Genomic DNA, 15,848 nt, shown 5'->3' on the forward strand with positions numbered 1-15,848 from the left:
TAGGTTATAATGCCGCGTCTATTGTTTAACATAGTGCCCGAAGGGCAAAGCAGCAATGGTGTCTCATGGTAGCGACGGATGCTTTTAAGTGTGAAAAACCGCTTAAACTTTATCAAGACTCATGCAGAACACTTTGTTTGTAAAGGAAGGCGAACAGTCGCCAAAATTGAATATTGAGGTAAATCATGCAAGTTTCTGTTGAGACGACCCAAGGCCTTGAGCGCCGTATAACTATCACCGTTCCTTCAGAGAACGTTGAGACCGAAGTAAAAAAACGCCTACAACAACTGTCAAAAACACAGCGTATAGATGGTTTCCGTGCTGGTAAAGTTCCAGTATCTGTAATTAACAAGCGTTTTGGCCCTGCAGTTCGTCAAGAAGTTGCTGGCGAAGTAATGCAACGTAATTACATTGAAGCAATCGTTTCTGAAAAAATCAACCCAGCTGGCGCGCCTACATTCGCTCCTAAATCACTTGAAGCAGGTAAAGATTTAGAATTCTCAGCAACGTTTGAAGTTTACCCTGAAGTTGAAGTTCAAGGTTTAGATAAAATTACTGTTGAAAAACCAGCAGTAACAGTAACTGACGAAGATTTAGCTAACATGCTAGAAACACTTCGTAAGCAACACGCAGCGTGGGCTGATGTTGATGCAGCTGCTGGCGAAAACGACCGTGTAACAGTTGATTTCGTAGGTACTATCGACGGTGAAGTATTTGAAGGCGGCAAAGCTGAAGACTTCCCATTAGAACTTGGCCAAGGTCGTATGATCCCAGGTTTTGAAGATAACATCGTAGGTAAAAAAGCAGGCGAAGAAGTAGTTGCTGATGTAACTTTCCCTGATGATTACCACGCTGAAAACTTAAAAGGTAAAGCGGCTCAATTCACTATCACAGTGAAAAAAGTTGAAGCGCAAGAATTACCAGAATTAAGCGAAGAGTTTGCAACTAAATTCGGTGTTACCGAAGGCGGCGTAGACGCGCTTAAAGAAGAAGTTAAAAAGAACATGACACGTGAGCTAGACCAAGCGGTTAAAGCAAGCGTTAAAGACCAAGCAATCAAAGGTCTTTTAGCTAACAACGAAATCGAAGTGCCTAAAGCACTTGTTGATCAAGAAGTTGATGCTCTACGTCAGCAAGCAGCTCAACGTTTTGGCGGCGACGCTCAAAACATGCCAGAGCTTCCAGCTGAATTGTTCCACGAGCAAGCTGTAACACGTGTTAAAACTGGCCTTTTATTAGGTGAAGTGATTAAAGCTAACGACATCAAAGTTGATGATGCTAAAGTTGAAGCATTAATCGCAACAGTAGCTTCTGCATACGAAGATCCAACTGAAGTAGTAGAATACTACAAAGGTAATGATCAACTTATGCAGCAAATGCGTAATGTAGCAATGGAAGAGCAAGCTGTTGAAGCTATTTTAGCTAAAGCAGTTGTTACTGATGTTGAAAAAGCATTTGATGACATCATGAATCCACAGCAAGGTGCTTAATAAGTCATTGACTTAAGCTCTCGCTAACGATTAAATGGCTCGTGTTACTCTGTTTATACAGCGTGCCCGGGCCATTTTAGTTTTTGGCTCTAAATTTGCGAAAAACGATAACTATGCTTCCTTATAATAAGGATAAGTATAAGCGCATAAGGAATTAAATAAGTATGAATACTGGTATTACAGATCCCCTAAATGCATTGGTCCCAATGGTTGTTGAACAAACACCAAAAGGCGAGCGCTCGTATGATATTTATTCGAGATTATTAAAAGAGCGTATTATCTTTTTAACAGGTCAAGTTGAAGACAACATGGCAAATCTGATCTTAGCGCAAATGCTATTTTTAGAATCAGAGAACCCTGATAAAGATATCTTTTTATATATCAACTCACCAGGTGGTTCAGTAACTGCGGGTATGGCTATTTACGACACAATGAACTTCATCAAACCAGATGTAAGTACAATATGTGTAGGTCAAGCTGCAAGCATGGGTGCTTTTTTACTTACTGCTGGTGCTAAAGGTAAGCGTTTTTGCCTACCAAACTCACGTGTGATGATTCACCAACCATTAGGTGGTTTCCAAGGTCAAGCATCTGACTTTGAAATACACGCTAAAGAAATTCTGTCTATTAAAGATAAGCTTAACCGCTTAATGGCTGAGCATACAGGCCAACCATTGGATATTATCTCTAAAGACACAGATCGTGATAACTTCATGAGTGCTTCGCAAGCTGTAGATTACGGTTTGGTAGACTCTGTGTTTACAAATCGCGACAAAAAGTAAGCGCTTGGTAAACAGGACTACCTGTTTGCCACTTTGAGTTACTATGCGAAAACCAATAAATTTTGGTATAGTTAAAGCGTATTGAAATAGCCGCCAATAATTTTGGTGGCCAACGTAATAAAATGAGGTAGCTGAATGTCTGACACTCCTACAGACGGCGACAAAAGTAATAAATTGTTATACTGCTCTTTTTGTGGCAAAAGCCAACATGAAGTGCGTAAATTAATTGCAGGCCCTTCAGTATACGTTTGTGATGAATGTGTAGAGTTGTGTAACGATATTATCAGGGAAGAGATCAAAGACATTGCTCCTAAGCATGATACGTCTGACAAACTACCTGTACCAAAAGAAATTCGTAAACACTTAGACGATTATGTTATTGGTCAAGACCATGCTAAAAAAGTATTGTCTGTTGCCGTTTATAATCATTATAAACGCCTACGTAACCAATCGACTGAGCAAGACATTGAATTAAGTAAAAGTAATATTTTGCTTATCGGCCCAACAGGTAGTGGTAAAACATTACTTGCAGAAACATTAGCGCGCCTACTTGACGTGCCGTTTACTATGGCCGATGCCACTACATTAACCGAAGCAGGTTATGTAGGTGAAGATGTTGAAAACATCATTCAAAAGCTTTTACAAAAGTGCGATTACGATGTTGAAAAAGCACAGCGCGGTATTGTCTACATCGATGAAATTGACAAGATTTCTCGTAAATCAGATAACCCTTCAATTACGCGTGACGTATCAGGCGAGGGCGTTCAACAGGCGCTACTTAAACTGATTGAAGGCACCGTTGCTTCTGTTCCACCGCAAGGTGGTCGTAAACATCCACAGCAAGAGTTTTTACAAGTAGATACATCTAAAATCTTGTTTATTTGTGGTGGTGCATTTTCAGGCCTAGATAAAGTAATTGAGCAACGTAGCCATAAAAACACCGGTATCGGTTTTGGCGTTAGCGTAAAAGAGTCTGCGGCGAGTCGTTCTTTAAGTGAAACATTTAAAGATGTAGAGCCAGAAGATTTAGTCAAATATGGCTTAATTCCTGAGTTCATAGGCCGTTTGCCGGTAGTGGCTACGTTAACAGAACTTGATGAAGCAGCTCTTGTACAAATATTGAGTGAACCTAAAAACGCGATTACTAAACAGTTTTCAGTATTGTTTGGTATGGAAGACGTTGAACTTGAGTTTCGCGATGATGCCTTAGCTGCAATTGCCCACAAAGCAATGGAGCGTAAAACAGGCGCACGTGGTCTTCGTTCGATTGTTGAAGGTGTATTACTTGATACTATGTACGAACTTCCTTCAATGGATGATGTAAGCAAAGTGGTTATTGATGAAACCGTTATTAAAGGTGAGTCAGATCCAATCTTGATTTATGAAAATAATAAACAAGATAAAGCTGCATCAGAATAGTTTTTAAGCTATTTGAATGGAAAAAGGAGCCTTAGGCTCCTTTTTTTATAATTAATTTAATCGAGTTAGGGAAAATTGTTGAACTTTAATTAGGTTATCCCCATATACTTGAGTAATCTTTAAAATAAATGAAGTGCGAAGAGAAACTATAATGACGCTTGAGAGAACCGACCGAGTCGAAATCCCAGTCCTTGCACTGCGCGATGTTGTGGTATACCCGCACATGGTGATCCCGCTTTTTGTTGGCCGTGAAAAATCAATAAAATGCCTAGAAGCGGCAATGGACAAAGACAAACAAATTTTCTTGGTTGCACAAAAAGATGCAACTGTAGATGAACCAGAGCAAGATGATATTTATCGTATCGGTACTATTGCCACTGTACTTCAGTTATTAAAATTACCAGACGGTACAGTTAAAGTTTTAGTCGAAGGTACACAGCGCGCACAAATTGAAGAATTTGTAGATAACGATGACTTTTTTGTCGCTAATGCTCAATTTATTGAATCTGATTCTGTAGATGAACAAGAGCAAGATATTTTTATCCGAAGCGCAATTAGCCAGTTTGAAGGCTATGTAAAGCTAAATAAAAAAATTCCACCTGAAGTACTAACTTCGGTTTCAGGTATTGATGAGCCAGCACGTCTTGCCGACACAATGGCAGCGCATATGCCGCTTAAAGTACCTGAAAAACAAAAAGTGCTCGAAATTTCAAGTGTCACAGAACGTCTTGAATATTTAATGGCACTAATGGAAGGCGAAATAGACTTATTGCAAGTTGAGAAGAAAATTCGTACCCGCGTTAAAAAGCAGATGGAAAAATCTCAGCGCGAGTATTACCTCAATGAGCAAATGAAAGCCATTCAAAAAGAACTTGGTGAGCTTGATGATGTGCCTGATGAATTTGAAGCGCTTAAAAAGCGTATTGAAGATTCTGGCATGCCTGATGAAGCTAAAGAAAAGGCAACTACAGAGCTCAATAAGCTTAAAATGATGTCGCCAATGTCTGCAGAAGCAACTGTAGTGCGTTCATACATAGATACATTAATTAATGTGCCATGGAAAAAACGCTCTAAAGTGAAAAAAGACTTAGCAGGCGCACAAAAAATTCTCGATAGCGATCACCACGGCTTAGATAAAGTAAAAGAACGCATTATTGAGTACCTCGCAGTACAACTGCGTACTAATAAGCTCAAAGGGCCAATTTTATGTTTAGTTGGACCACCAGGTGTTGGCAAAACATCACTAGGGCAATCTATTGCACGTTCTACTGGTCGTAAGTATGTTCGTATGGCGCTTGGCGGCGTACGTGATGAAGCTGAGATTCGCGGTCATCGTCGTACATACATAGGTTCAATGCCAGGTAAGCTAATTCAAAACATGACAAAAGTGGGCGTTAAAAACCCATTATTCTTATTAGATGAAATCGATAAAATGTCATCAGATATGCGTGGCGACCCAGCATCAGCATTGTTAGAGGTGCTTGATCCGGAGCAAAACAGTCATTTTGCCGATCACTATCTTGAAGTCGATTACGATTTATCTGACGTTATGTTTGTAGCAACATCAAACAGCTTTAACATTCCTGGTCCATTATTGGACCGTATGGAAGTTATTCGCTTGTCGGGTTACACCGAAGATGAAAAGCTAAACATTGCAAAAGAGCACTTAATTACTAAACAAGTTAAACGTAACGGCTTAAAAGAGTCTGAAATAGTTATCGAAGACAGCGCAATTATTGGCATTATTCGTTATTACACACGTGAAGCGGGTGTACGTAACTTAGAGCGCGAAATTTCGAAACTATGTCGTAAAGCCGTTAAAAATATCTTACTTGAAAAAGACACTAAAATAGTGACCATCAATCAAGATAACCTAGAAGACTTTTTAGGTGTGCAGCGCTTTGACTATGGCAAAGCTGAAGATGGCGACCGTATTGGTCAAGTTACAGGTTTAGCATGGACAGAAGTTGGCGGTGATTTGCTAACAATTGAATGTGCGGCAGTGCCAGGTAAAGGCAAGTTAAGTTACACCGGTTCTCTTGGCGATGTAATGCAAGAGTCGATTCAAGCGGCAATGACGGTTGTGCGTAATCGAGCAGATACTTTCCGTATTAACAGCGACTTTTACGAAAAACGTGATATTCACGTACACGTACCTGAAGGCGCAACACCAAAAGATGGTCCTAGTGCGGGCGCAGCAATGGTAACGGGTCTTGTATCTAGCTTAACGGGTAATCCTGTACGAGCAGATGTTGCTATGACTGGTGAAATTACACTACGCGGTGAAGTACTTCCGATTGGTGGCTTAAAAGAGAAGTTATTAGCGGCGCATCGTGGTGGAATTAAAACAGTGATCATTCCAAAAATTAACGAACGTGACTTAAAAGAGATACCAGACAACGTGCTGGCAGGTCTTGATATTCACCCAGTTACTTGGATTGACGAGGTGTTAAAGCTTGCTTTAGTGCATCCTGTTGAGAGTTTTTCGGTCGAAACACCTAAAAACCAAGAAAAAACATAAAAAAAGTGCTTTTTAGGGCTTTTCAAATCTAAACGGTATGATAAGTTAAGCACTGGTTTTCAAGCCTAGCCCTTACGGGGCCTAGGCTTAAGAAAAATATAATCATGTGGGCATTAAAAGTTTGCTCTAAAATTTTCAAAAAAGTGATGTTAGTTTAAAAAACCATCGCTCTTGATAATAACAATGAAAGAGGATGATATTGTGAATAAATCTCAATTAATCGATCAAATCGCAGCTGATGCTGACATTTCTAAAGCGGCTGCAGGTCGTGCACTAGATTCATTCATCGAATCTGTATCTGGCGCGCTAAAAGATGGCGACTCAGTTGCACTTGTAGGTTTTGGTACTTTCTCAGTACGTGAACGTGCTGCACGTTCAGGCCGTAACCCGCAAACTGGTGAAACTATCCAAATTGCTGCTGCAACTATTCCAGCTTTCAAAGCCGGTAAAGCGCTTAAAGACGCAGTAAACTAATCACTGTTTTAAACACATTAGTTATGGCGAGTGTAAAGTTACTGATTCACCACAACAGATGAGTTAAGTAACTTTTCCGCCAGTTACTTCAAGTGAAAAAGCGTATCTGGTAAGATACGCTTTTTTTACATGTGACAAGGTAAAATACCTTGATCAAAAAGAGATAAACAAATGCTTGAGAAAATCAGAGAAGGTTCGCAAGGACCTGTAGCCAAAATAATTTTAGGCGCGGTGATTTTATCTTTTGCCTTAGCAGGGATCGGTAGTTACTTAGGTCAAACCACAGAACAACCCGTTGCTGAAGTAAATGGAATTAAAATTAGTCAAACCGATTTTAACCGTGCTTACCAAAATGAACGTAGCCGTTTAGAGCAACAATTTGGTGAATACTTTACACAAATTGCAGCTGATCCAAATTACATGGCACAAATTCGTCAAGGTGTAGTTGACCGCTTAGTACAACAAGAATTGCAATCACAGCTAGCGGCTGATTTAGGCCTTCGCGTAAGCGACGAAAGTGTACGTAAAACAATTTTAGAATTACCATACTTTCAAATTGGTGAAAAATTTAATAACGACCGTTACCTACAAGTAATTCGTCAAATGAATTTTCAACCAGATGCTTTTCGTGAATATTTACGTAAAGATATGACACGCAGCCAGGTAGTATCTGCTGTTGCAGGTACAGACTTTGCCCTAGAGAGCGAGCTGAAAAGCGCAATTGCTCTTCAGCAGCAAACTCGTAGTATTGATTACGTAGTTGTAAACAAAGAGGCACTTGCGGCGAATGTTGAAGTATCAGATCAAGAAGTATCTGATTACTACGACTTAAACGCATCTCAATTTTTATCTCCAGAGCTTATCTCAGTAAGTTACATTGAGCTTAAAGCAGCAGATATCAATGTTGAATCGGTAACCGAGGATGACGTTAAAGCGTATTATGAGCAAAACAAAGCACAATACGTTGAGCCAGAAAAGCGTCGCGTATCACATATCTTAATTGATAACAGTGAAGACGATGATGCAGCAAAAGAAAAAGCCAATGCTCTTCATGCACAGCTAGAGCAAGGTGCAGACTTTGCTGAGTTAGCACAATCATCGTCTGACGATATTGTTAGTGGCGAAATGGGCGGCGATCTTGAGTGGATTGAGCGTGACGTAATGGACCCTGCATTTGAAGACGCGGCTTTCGCGCTTGAAAATAAAGGTGATATTTCTGACGTTGTCACTTCTGAGTTTGGTTATCACATAATTAAACTTACTGACATTCAACCACAACAAGTTAAAGCGTATGACGATGTTAAAGCTGACTTACGTGCTGAATTAGAACAAGCTGAAAAAATAGATGCATTTTACGAAAAGCAAACTGAAATGGGTGCACTTGCATTTGAAATTTCAGACCGCTTAGATGATGCTGCAGAAGTTGCTGAAGTGGAAGTTAAATCTACACCTCTTTTAGCACTTAATGCTCTACCAGAGCCGTTAAACAGCCCTGCAGTTGTCACAGCACTAACATCAGTTGATTTACTTGAAGATAAAGTAAATTCTGAAGTTATTGAGCTTGGCGATGAGCATGCAATCATTGTTCGTATTAACGAGCACAAAGCTGCTGCTACTAAGCCGTTAGACGAAGTAAGCGAGGAAATTAAAGCGCGTTTAGTTAATGAAAAATCATCTGAGCTTGCTAAAGAAAAGGCACGTAGCTTATTTGCAGAAGTACAAGCAGGTAAGAGCTTAAACGATGTTGCTAACGAGCAAAGCTTAACACTTCGCCAAGAAGCTAAGTTAACACGTCAAAGCTATACTGTTTCACCTGCTATTGTGACTCAAGCTTTTAAAATGGCTCACCCAGCGGATTCTGCGGTAGTCGATCTCGTTAATTTAAATAATGGTGATGCAGCAATTGTTGCGCTTAAGTCGGTAACAGATGCACAAGTTGCAGCTAATATTGACCCTCAAGCAAAACAAAGCATTACTATGGCGCAAGCTAATAAAAACTACATGGTATTTATTGAAGCGCTTAAAGCCAATGCTGAGCTTAACTTACCAACGGCTACACAAACTGTTGAGTAATTAATTTTAGCTCATAAAGAAAGGCGCTTTTAAAGCGCCTTTTTTATTGTCTTTTAATTACCTCTGGCAATAAACTCAATCCGATTGCCGCTAGGCTCTCTTATCATCATATGTTGGGTTGGGCCGCTACCTAAGTTTTCGGGTGCAAACTCTATAATAATATTATTTTGCATTTTTAAGTGTTCATGTAGCTCGCTTAACTTTTTGATACTTTCAACACTGAGTGCTAAATGGTGTAAGCCCACATTTTCTGCACGATTAAACTCCACACGTTTTGCATCGTTTTTCACGCGCCATAATGTAATGGTTATTTTATTGTTTGATAAAAAATAAGCAGGATAGGCTGGGTCATTCCCTAGCGTTTTAAAGCCAAGTACATCAGTAAAAAATGCTTTGGATGCATCTAAGTTTGATACGGTTAAACCTAAATGATCAACGCCACCAACCCAATTTGTATCAGCAATAGCTGAGGCAGATAGAAGGAGTAATGAGGAAAGGCTAAGTAGTAACTTTTGTTTAAGCATGAGATCTCTTGTTAATTAAATACAATTAACAAGAAGACCTAGTTAAATACGGTTATCTTACAAAAAGTTAGGTATTTATAATCTGCTTTAGCAGCTTAATAAACGCTGCGTTACTTTTGATTGAGGGTTTTGAAAAACATCTTCAGTAGGACCGTATTCAACCACTTCGCCTTTATCAAGTACAACTACAAAATCACTAATGTGACGTACTAAACTTAAATGATGAGTGATCATCACATACGTAAGGCCTGTATCGCTCTGCAGCTTAAGTAACAAGTTTACTATTTGCGCCCGTATAGAGGGATCTAAAGACGAAACAGCTTCATCAAGTACAATCACCTTAGGATCTAAAATTAATGCACGAGAAAACGCTACACGCTGTAACTGCCCCACGCTAAACATATGCGGGTAGTAGTGTTTATGATCGATTAACAAACCCACCTTTGAAAGCGTTGCATCAATCTTTTCAGTGCGTTCACTAGCATCAAGCTCAGTATTATATTGCAGGCAATCATCAAGCATTTCGCCAATGGTTAAGCCCGGGTTGAGCGATGCAGCTGAATCTTGAAAAATCATACGAATATGGCGACATTGATTATCGCGTACGCCATTATCTTCGATAATATTATTCTCGAGCAAAATTTGCCCGCTATCAGCGCTATCAGCTCCTGAAAGTAGTTTTGCTAACGTACTTTTACCTGCGCCTGTTTCGCCAATTATGGCAATGCTTTCACCTTTACCTACGCAAAATGAAATGTTTTTAAGGACTTCAAACTTTTTACGTGAAAAAAGCCCAGCTCGCACATTAAAGGTTTTACAAAGTGCTTGTACTTTTAACAGTGGCTGCATTACTTCATGTCCTTAATTAACGGGAAGTGACACGCATAACTATGCCCATGATGTTTAGTCAGGGCTGGTGTAACCACACAGGCTTTTTGCGCTTGTGGGCAGCGCGGCCCAAGGCGACAGCCAATAGGCAAATGTTGCAGAGTAGGGATAGTCCCTTTAAGCGCATAAAAAGGTTCTTTATGTGCTAAGCCTTGCTCGTAGTCTGGCAAGCTTTTTAGTAATGCTTGCGTGTATGGATGGCGAGGCTGTTTAAATATTTCATGGGTTGGGCCTGCTTCAACCATTTGCCCGCAATATAAAACATGAATGCCATGCGACCAATGTGCAATCTCTTCAAGTTCATGAGAGATCATCAAAATAGACATGTTTTTTAGTTGGTTTAAGCTTTTTAGTAACCTAAATACTTGTGCGCGAGTTGTGCTTTCAAGTGCCGTAGTGGGCTCATCAGCGATTAAAAGCTTAGGCGTTCGAGCAATGGCCATCGCAATCATTACTTTTTGACATACGCCTTCTGAGAGCTCATGAGGGTAACTACTTAGTACCGCTTCGTGGTTTTTAATACCCACCTTATGAATAAGCGCTTTTACTCTGTCTTTTCTCTCTCGGTTGCGTTTTAAAAAGAAACCTTTAGTTGCGACCTCTGGGAGTGTTTCGGCAATTTGGTCAAATATTTTAGCGGTTGGGTCAAGGCAGCGACTTGGGTCTTGATAGATCATCGCTATATCTTGGCTTACTATTTTACGGCGTTTCTCTGGGCTTAAACGCATTAGGTCTACGCCGCGCCAATGAATACGGTCGGCAGTAATGTCCCAGCGTTCGTTTAATACACCAATAATCGCTTTTGCTATTAAGCTTTTGCCAGAGCCAGACTCGCCTACAAGCGCATGTACTTCACCTTCTTTTAAGCTAAAGCTCACTCTGTCTACGGCTCTAATTACAGTTTCAGAGGTACGTAGTTCAATTGTTAAGTTACGAACATCGAGTAATTGCATTTAATCAGCCTTACGTGCTTTTAGCACTTGTCGCAGGCCATCGCCTACTAAATTAGTAGATAACACGGCTAAAAATAACAGTACACCAGGTAGCGCTACAGTCCACGGCGCTAAATAAATAAGGCCTAGATTTTCGGCTAATATTGCGCCCCATTCGGTCGTTGGTGGTTGAGCCCCTAATTTTAAAAATCCCAGTGCTGAAATATCTAATATCGCAGTAGAAAGCGCCATCGTGAATATAACCACAATATGCTCATAAATATTAGGGAAAATACCGCGCGATATAATATGCCAGTTAGACGCGCCATCGAGTCTAAACGCAGTAATGTAATCTTTACTTAATTCATCAACAATTAGGTTGCGCACCGAGTGAATAAACTGCGGTAGTAACGCTAAAATAATTGCCCATACGGTATTCATTAAACCTGGGCCAAGTATGGCGATTATTATTATGGCCAATAACAAAGAAGGAATAGAAAGTGTAATATCAAGTAAGTGATTTAAAAAGCTTGAACGCAACCCTTTACTGATCCCTGCAAAAGTCCCCACTAATACACCAAACAGAGTCGTGATCAGGGCAGCTACAACAGAAAGTCCAAACGTATATGTTGCACCATTCATTAAGCGCGAAAGTACATCACGGCCTAAATCATCGGTGCCTAAAATAAAGCGTACATCGCCCATTTCTCGCCATGAAGGCGGTATGAGTAGTGCATCACTATGCTGTTGGTTTACGCCATAGGGCGCTAAAAAAGGAGCTGTGGCGGCCAATAATGCAAACGCCATAAATATCCATAAACCAACCAAAGCTGGGTGATTGTTTTTAAATTTGCGCCAAAATCGCGCAAGTGGCGATTTATTCGACTCTTCAGAAAATAAATTAAACTTTGCCATGGGCCTGATTCCGCGAGAGTGGATCGAATAAAGTGTAAGTAAGCTCAGCTGTAATAGAGGCTAAAATAACAAATAAAGACACCGCCATTAATCCACCTTGAATTGCAGGAAAGTCACGCTGATAAATACTATCGATTAACCATCGGCCAATACCCGGCCAAGAAAAAATAACTTCAGTAATCATCGCAAGTGTTATCAAAGTGCTAAATTGCAAACCAATTTGCTTAATTACCGGTAGTAGTGCATTACGCAGTGCATGGTGCATGATAAGTTGACGACGGTTAAGGCCTTTTGCCCTAGCTGTTTTAATAAAGTTTTGATCCATTACCTTAAGCATAGACTCGCGAGTAAAGCGCACTAATACCGTGGTTGGATACATGGCCAGTACAATAGTAGGGAGTGTTAAATGGCGCAGCGCATCAACAAAGGCCATTCCTTTATATGGAAACCCAGCTAGAGCAATATCAATTAATATAAACCCTGTACTGGCGGGTATTTCGTAAAGGAGGCCCATTCTGCCCGACATAGGAAACCAGCCAAGCTTTAATGAAAAAACCATTATTAACAACAATGCGAGCCAAAACACAGGCATTGAATAACCTACCATAGTGACAGAGTTTATAAGTTTATCGGGCCAGCGTTTATGATAGCCAGAGCCTAAAATGCCAGTAGGTACACCAATAACAACCGATACAATTAATGCATATACGCTTAGCTCTAAAGTAGCCGGTAGTAAGTCAATAATATGGCTAAACACGCTGTTACCAGAGGCAAATGAAAGCCCCCAATCGCCTTGAAATATTCTCCCTAAAAAGGCAATGTATTGCATAAAGTAATTGCTGTTGTATAAATATTTATCTTCAAGCTCACTATGCTGTGCAAAGTTACCACTTGGTATGCCACTTAAATTACTTAGCGGATCACCGGGAAATAAATACGCCAGTGAAAACGTAAATACGCTGAGCATTAGTATCATAAAAAAGAACAAGCCAAGGCGACGTAAAATATAATCTAAGATCATTATTTCTTCCTCGCATTAGCAAGCGAAATAGCACCAAACGGGCCAAGTGTTATGCCTTCCACATCAGCGCTACTTGCTTGAAAGCGCAAGCCATGAGCAATAGGTAATAACGGCAACTCTTTAATAATTAAGCTTTGTGCGTCTTCGTAGTATTTTTTACGTTTGTTTAAATCAGTGGTGTCTAGTGCTTTAGTAAGCAATAAATCAAATTGGGGATTACACCAGTTTGCAGGGTTTTTACCACTAAAAGTAGCGGTGCAACTCAGCAGCGGGCTAAAAAAGTTATCAGGGTCGGGTGTATCTGCGGCCCAACCAAGTAATACACTGTCGTGTCGATGTTCGCCAATACGTTGAATAAACGTATTCCACTCATATTCTACAATACTGACGTTAACGCCTACTTTGCGTAAATCACTTTGCATAAGCTCAGCCATTTTACGTGCGTTGGGATTATAAATACGACTCACAGGCATAGCCCATATCGTCATATCAAAGCCATTAGGCAACCCTGCTTCAATAAGTAACTTTTTAGCAAGTTCTGGATCAAACGTAGGTATATCTTCTTGTGGCTCAAATGCCCAAGAGGTTGGCGGCAAAATAGATTGTGCGCGAGTACCGTTACCGTAATAAACCGCCTGCATTATTTTATCTACATCTATTGCGTGCGCAAGCGCTTGGCGTACGCGTAAGTCGTCAAACGGGGCACGCTCTGTATTAAATGCCCAGTAACCTATGTTTAAGTTTGTTTCTTTTTCGACGTTTATATCATCACGTTGCGCTAAAATGCTCAATTGTGCACTACTTGGATGAGCCGTTACATCGCACTCTTTAGTCAGCATTTTTGCTATGCGCGTAGTGCCGTTAGGGGTTATATCGTAAACCAATTGCTCAAGTGCAACGTCATGCTTCCAATAAAGTGGGTTACGGTAAAAGCGCACAAGATGATCCCGGCGGTATTCTTTATAAATATACGGGCCGGTGCCAATAGGGTACTGATCAAATAAGTTTTTTTGATTATTTTTCTTAAGTTTCATGGCGTATTCTTCTGAAAGCACTACGGCAAAGTCGGTAGCCATATTAGCTAAAAAACTACTTTCAGGATTAAACAATTCAAAACGGACTTGGTAGTCAGACACGCGCACAATTTTGCGAATAAGTTGATCAATTCCTACACTTTGAAAATACGGGTAATCAGCATCGCCCACAAAGTGATATGGATTATAGACATCGAATAATCGGCTAAAGGTGAATATAACGTCGTCGGCGTTAAAGTCTCGCGATGGGGTAAAATAAGAAGTTGTATGAAATTTTACATCTTTACGCAAGGTAAAGGTAATCGATTTACCATCTTTGCTAATTTTCCAATCGGTCGCCAGCTCACTTTGAAACTCTGCCGTAACAGGGTCAATGCTAATTAAGCGGTCGTATAATTGGTTAGCAATTATATCAATAGTTGAACCGGTGGTCGTGACTTGCGGATTAAACGACACAGGGTTAGCTTCAGCGCAATAAACTAAGCCTTGGTTTTTTTCTTCTATGATTTCTTCTTTGCTATCAAGGCAACCAACTAAAGTGGTGGTAAGCAAAACAAGTAATAATTTATGCACCCGCATAACCTCTGACTATTGTTGATCCAACAAGTTGTATTTTTTAAGATAACCACGTAATTGATGATACGTTAAACCAAGTACTTCTGCAGTTTTCTTTTGATTAAATTGGCTATGTTCGAGTGCTTTATTAATCATGTTTATTTCAAAGTCGTTTGAACGCTCTTTTAAGCTGCACGGAAATTGAATATCAACGGCTGAATCATTGCTTGTTTGAGTAATCGGCGGCGCAACAACAATAGGCTCTGCATTAACCGTTTGAGCCGCTACAGGTGCTTTAATACGCGCTTTTGGTCTAAATGGGCTATCGAATGGGTCTAAAATAATCTGGTGAACGGGAATATGTTCACTACCGTGGCGATACAAACTGCGTTCAACCACATTTTTAAGTTCACGAATATTACCAGGCCAATCATAACTGAGCAGTGTTTCTGTTGCGCTTCGGGTAAAACCGCTAAACAGTTCCCACTCTAAATCGCGCGCCATATTCATCGCAAACTGCTCAGCAAGAAGCATAATATCGTCTTGGCGTTCGCGCAGTGGTGGCAGGGTAATTACATCAAAGGCAAGGCGATCGAGTAAATCACTTCTAAATTCACCTTGCTCGGCCAAATAAGGAAGATCTTCGTTTGTCGCACACACTAAGCGGGTATCTACTTTTACAGTTTGTTTGCCGCCAACACGTTCAAACTCACCGTATTCTATAACGCGCAGCAGTTTTTCTTGTACCATAGCTGAGGTATTAGCTAATTCATCTAAAAACAGTGTGCCGCTGTTAGCGCGTTCAAAACGACCTTCGTGACGTTTACTTGCCCCCGTAAAAGCACCGCTTTCGTGGCCAAATAACTCACTTTCGAGTAGGTTTTCGTTAAGCGCTGCACAGTTAAGCTTTACATAGTTTTGATCCCAGCGTTTTGATAAAAAGTGTAAGCGTGCTGCTATTAGCTCTTTACCTGTGCCGCGTTCACCAATAATAAGTACCGGTTTATCTAAATTAGCCAGTTGCGATACCTGATCTAATACAGACAGAAAGCTATCTGATTGGCCGAGTAAATTATCCTGTTGGCGATATTGGCTCATATTTCCTAACTCTTGGTCATTTTTACTAACAGTTAGTGTATTTCATAATTAGGGATAACTAAAGAAATTTGTATATTTAGTTTAACATAATGAAAATAAAGTGTATTTTAACTTTTAAAAAG

The 15,848-nt window shown here is 40.2% G+C and carries 13 protein-coding genes; 6 read left to right on the top strand and 7 right to left on the bottom strand.

Annotated features, from left to right (window positions below):
* Positions 1-185 precede the first annotated feature (185 nt).
* The 6 genes from tig to JG479_RS05100 all read left to right on the top strand — a co-directional run bounded on the left by tig (position 186) and on the right by JG479_RS05100 (position 8,759).
* The gene (gene tig / locus JG479_RS05075) at positions 186-1,490 is read left to right on the top strand and encodes a trigger factor (protein WP_002958347.1); all 1,305 of its coding nucleotides are present in this window, start codon (positions 186-188) and stop codon (positions 1,488-1,490) included.
* Positions 1,491-1,654: 164 nt separating this feature from the next.
* The gene (gene clpP, locus JG479_RS05080; protein WP_002958346.1) at positions 1,655-2,272 is read left to right on the top strand and encodes an ATP-dependent Clp endopeptidase proteolytic subunit ClpP; all 618 of its coding nucleotides are present in this window, start codon (positions 1,655-1,657) and stop codon (positions 2,270-2,272) included.
* 135 nt (positions 2,273-2,407) lie between these two features.
* Positions 2,408-3,691, top strand: coding sequence for an ATP-dependent protease ATP-binding subunit ClpX (gene clpX / locus JG479_RS05085; protein WP_200220074.1), 1,284 nt, complete (start codon positions 2,408-2,410; stop codon positions 3,689-3,691).
* 151 nt (positions 3,692-3,842) lie between these two features.
* Entirely contained in the window at positions 3,843-6,212 is a 2,370-nt protein-coding gene (gene lon, locus JG479_RS05090; RefSeq protein WP_200220075.1) for an endopeptidase La, read from the top strand.
* A gap of 183 nt (positions 6,213-6,395) precedes the next feature.
* Positions 6,396-6,686 (top strand): HU family DNA-binding protein, encoded by a 291-nt coding sequence (locus tag JG479_RS05095; protein WP_158000827.1) that lies wholly within the window; start codon positions 6,396-6,398, stop codon positions 6,684-6,686.
* A 171-nt stretch (positions 6,687-6,857) separates the two neighbouring features.
* Positions 6,858-8,759: a SurA N-terminal domain-containing protein gene (locus JG479_RS05100; protein WP_024606161.1), complete on the top strand. Its 1,902-nt coding sequence runs from the start codon at positions 6,858-6,860 to the stop codon at positions 8,757-8,759.
* A gap of 53 nt (positions 8,760-8,812) precedes the next feature.
* Here JG479_RS05100 and JG479_RS05105 read toward each other — a convergent pair whose 3' ends face one another.
* The 7 genes from JG479_RS05105 to pspF all read right to left on the bottom strand — a co-directional run bounded on the left by JG479_RS05105 (position 8,813) and on the right by pspF (position 15,726).
* A complete protein-coding gene (locus JG479_RS05105) occupies positions 8,813-9,283 on the bottom strand; it encodes a VOC family protein (RefSeq protein ID WP_138488749.1) in 471 nt (156 codons plus the stop codon).
* An 87-nt stretch (positions 9,284-9,370) separates the two neighbouring features.
* On the bottom strand, positions 9,371-10,132 hold the full coding sequence (locus tag JG479_RS05110; protein ID WP_200220076.1) for an ATP-binding cassette domain-containing protein: 762 nt from the start codon (positions 10,130-10,132) through the stop codon (positions 9,371-9,373).
* Positions 10,132-11,124 (bottom strand): peptide ABC transporter ATP-binding protein, encoded by a 993-nt coding sequence (locus tag JG479_RS05115; RefSeq protein WP_002958338.1) that lies wholly within the window; start codon positions 11,122-11,124, stop codon positions 10,132-10,134. Before JG479_RS05115 ends, JG479_RS05110 begins: the two co-directional genes overlap by 1 nt.
* Positions 11,125-12,018 (bottom strand): ABC transporter permease subunit, encoded by an 894-nt coding sequence (locus JG479_RS05120; protein ID WP_002958337.1) that lies wholly within the window; start codon positions 12,016-12,018, stop codon positions 11,125-11,127.
* Positions 12,005-13,039 (bottom strand): ABC transporter permease, encoded by a 1,035-nt coding sequence (locus tag JG479_RS05125; RefSeq protein WP_002958336.1) that lies wholly within the window; start codon positions 13,037-13,039, stop codon positions 12,005-12,007. The genes JG479_RS05120 and JG479_RS05125 overlap by 14 nt, the downstream gene beginning before the upstream one ends.
* Positions 13,039-14,646, bottom strand: a complete 1,608-nt coding sequence (locus tag JG479_RS05130) for an ABC transporter substrate-binding protein (RefSeq protein ID WP_193226656.1) — start codon at positions 14,644-14,646, stop codon at positions 13,039-13,041. The genes JG479_RS05125 and JG479_RS05130 overlap by 1 nt, the downstream gene beginning before the upstream one ends.
* Before the next feature lie 15 nt (positions 14,647-14,661).
* Complete coding sequence (gene pspF / locus JG479_RS05135) at positions 14,662-15,726, bottom strand: phage shock protein operon transcriptional activator (protein ID WP_138488751.1); 1,065 nt, start codon at positions 15,724-15,726, stop codon at positions 14,662-14,664.
* Positions 15,727-15,848 lie beyond the last annotated feature (122 nt).

It is taken from the genome of Pseudoalteromonas sp. LC2018020214, from assembly GCF_016598755.1.
GTDB classification, from domain to species: domain Bacteria; phylum Pseudomonadota; class Gammaproteobacteria; order Enterobacterales; family Alteromonadaceae; genus Pseudoalteromonas; species Pseudoalteromonas distincta.

Bases quoted from the DNA above. Each gene is read 5' to 3' on its own strand.
- tig (WP_002958347.1), top strand. From the start codon at position 186: ATGCAAGTTTCTGTTGAGACGACCCAAGGCCTTGAGCGCCGTATAACT.
- clpP (WP_002958346.1), top strand. From the start codon at position 1,655: ATGAATACTGGTATTACAGATCCCCTAAATGCATTGGTCCCAATGGTT.
- clpX (WP_200220074.1), top strand. From the start codon at position 2,408: ATGTCTGACACTCCTACAGACGGCGACAAAAGTAATAAATTGTTATAC.
- lon (WP_200220075.1), top strand. From the start codon at position 3,843: ATGACGCTTGAGAGAACCGACCGAGTCGAAATCCCAGTCCTTGCACTG.
- JG479_RS05095 (WP_158000827.1), top strand. From the start codon at position 6,396: ATGAAAGAGGATGATATTGTGAATAAATCTCAATTAATCGATCAAATC.
- JG479_RS05100 (WP_024606161.1), top strand. From the start codon at position 6,858: ATGCTTGAGAAAATCAGAGAAGGTTCGCAAGGACCTGTAGCCAAAATA.
- JG479_RS05105 (WP_138488749.1), bottom strand. From the start codon at position 9,283: ATGCTTAAACAAAAGTTACTACTTAGCCTTTCCTCATTACTCCTTCTA.
- JG479_RS05110 (WP_200220076.1), bottom strand. From the start codon at position 10,132: ATGCAGCCACTGTTAAAAGTACAAGCACTTTGTAAAACCTTTAATGTG.
- JG479_RS05115 (WP_002958338.1), bottom strand. From the start codon at position 11,124: ATGCAATTACTCGATGTTCGTAACTTAACAATTGAACTACGTACCTCT.
- JG479_RS05120 (WP_002958337.1), bottom strand. From the start codon at position 12,018: ATGGCAAAGTTTAATTTATTTTCTGAAGAGTCGAATAAATCGCCACTT.
- JG479_RS05125 (WP_002958336.1), bottom strand. From the start codon at position 13,039: ATGATCTTAGATTATATTTTACGTCGCCTTGGCTTGTTCTTTTTTATG.
- pspF (WP_138488751.1), bottom strand. From the start codon at position 15,726: ATGAGCCAATATCGCCAACAGGATAATTTACTCGGCCAATCAGATAGC.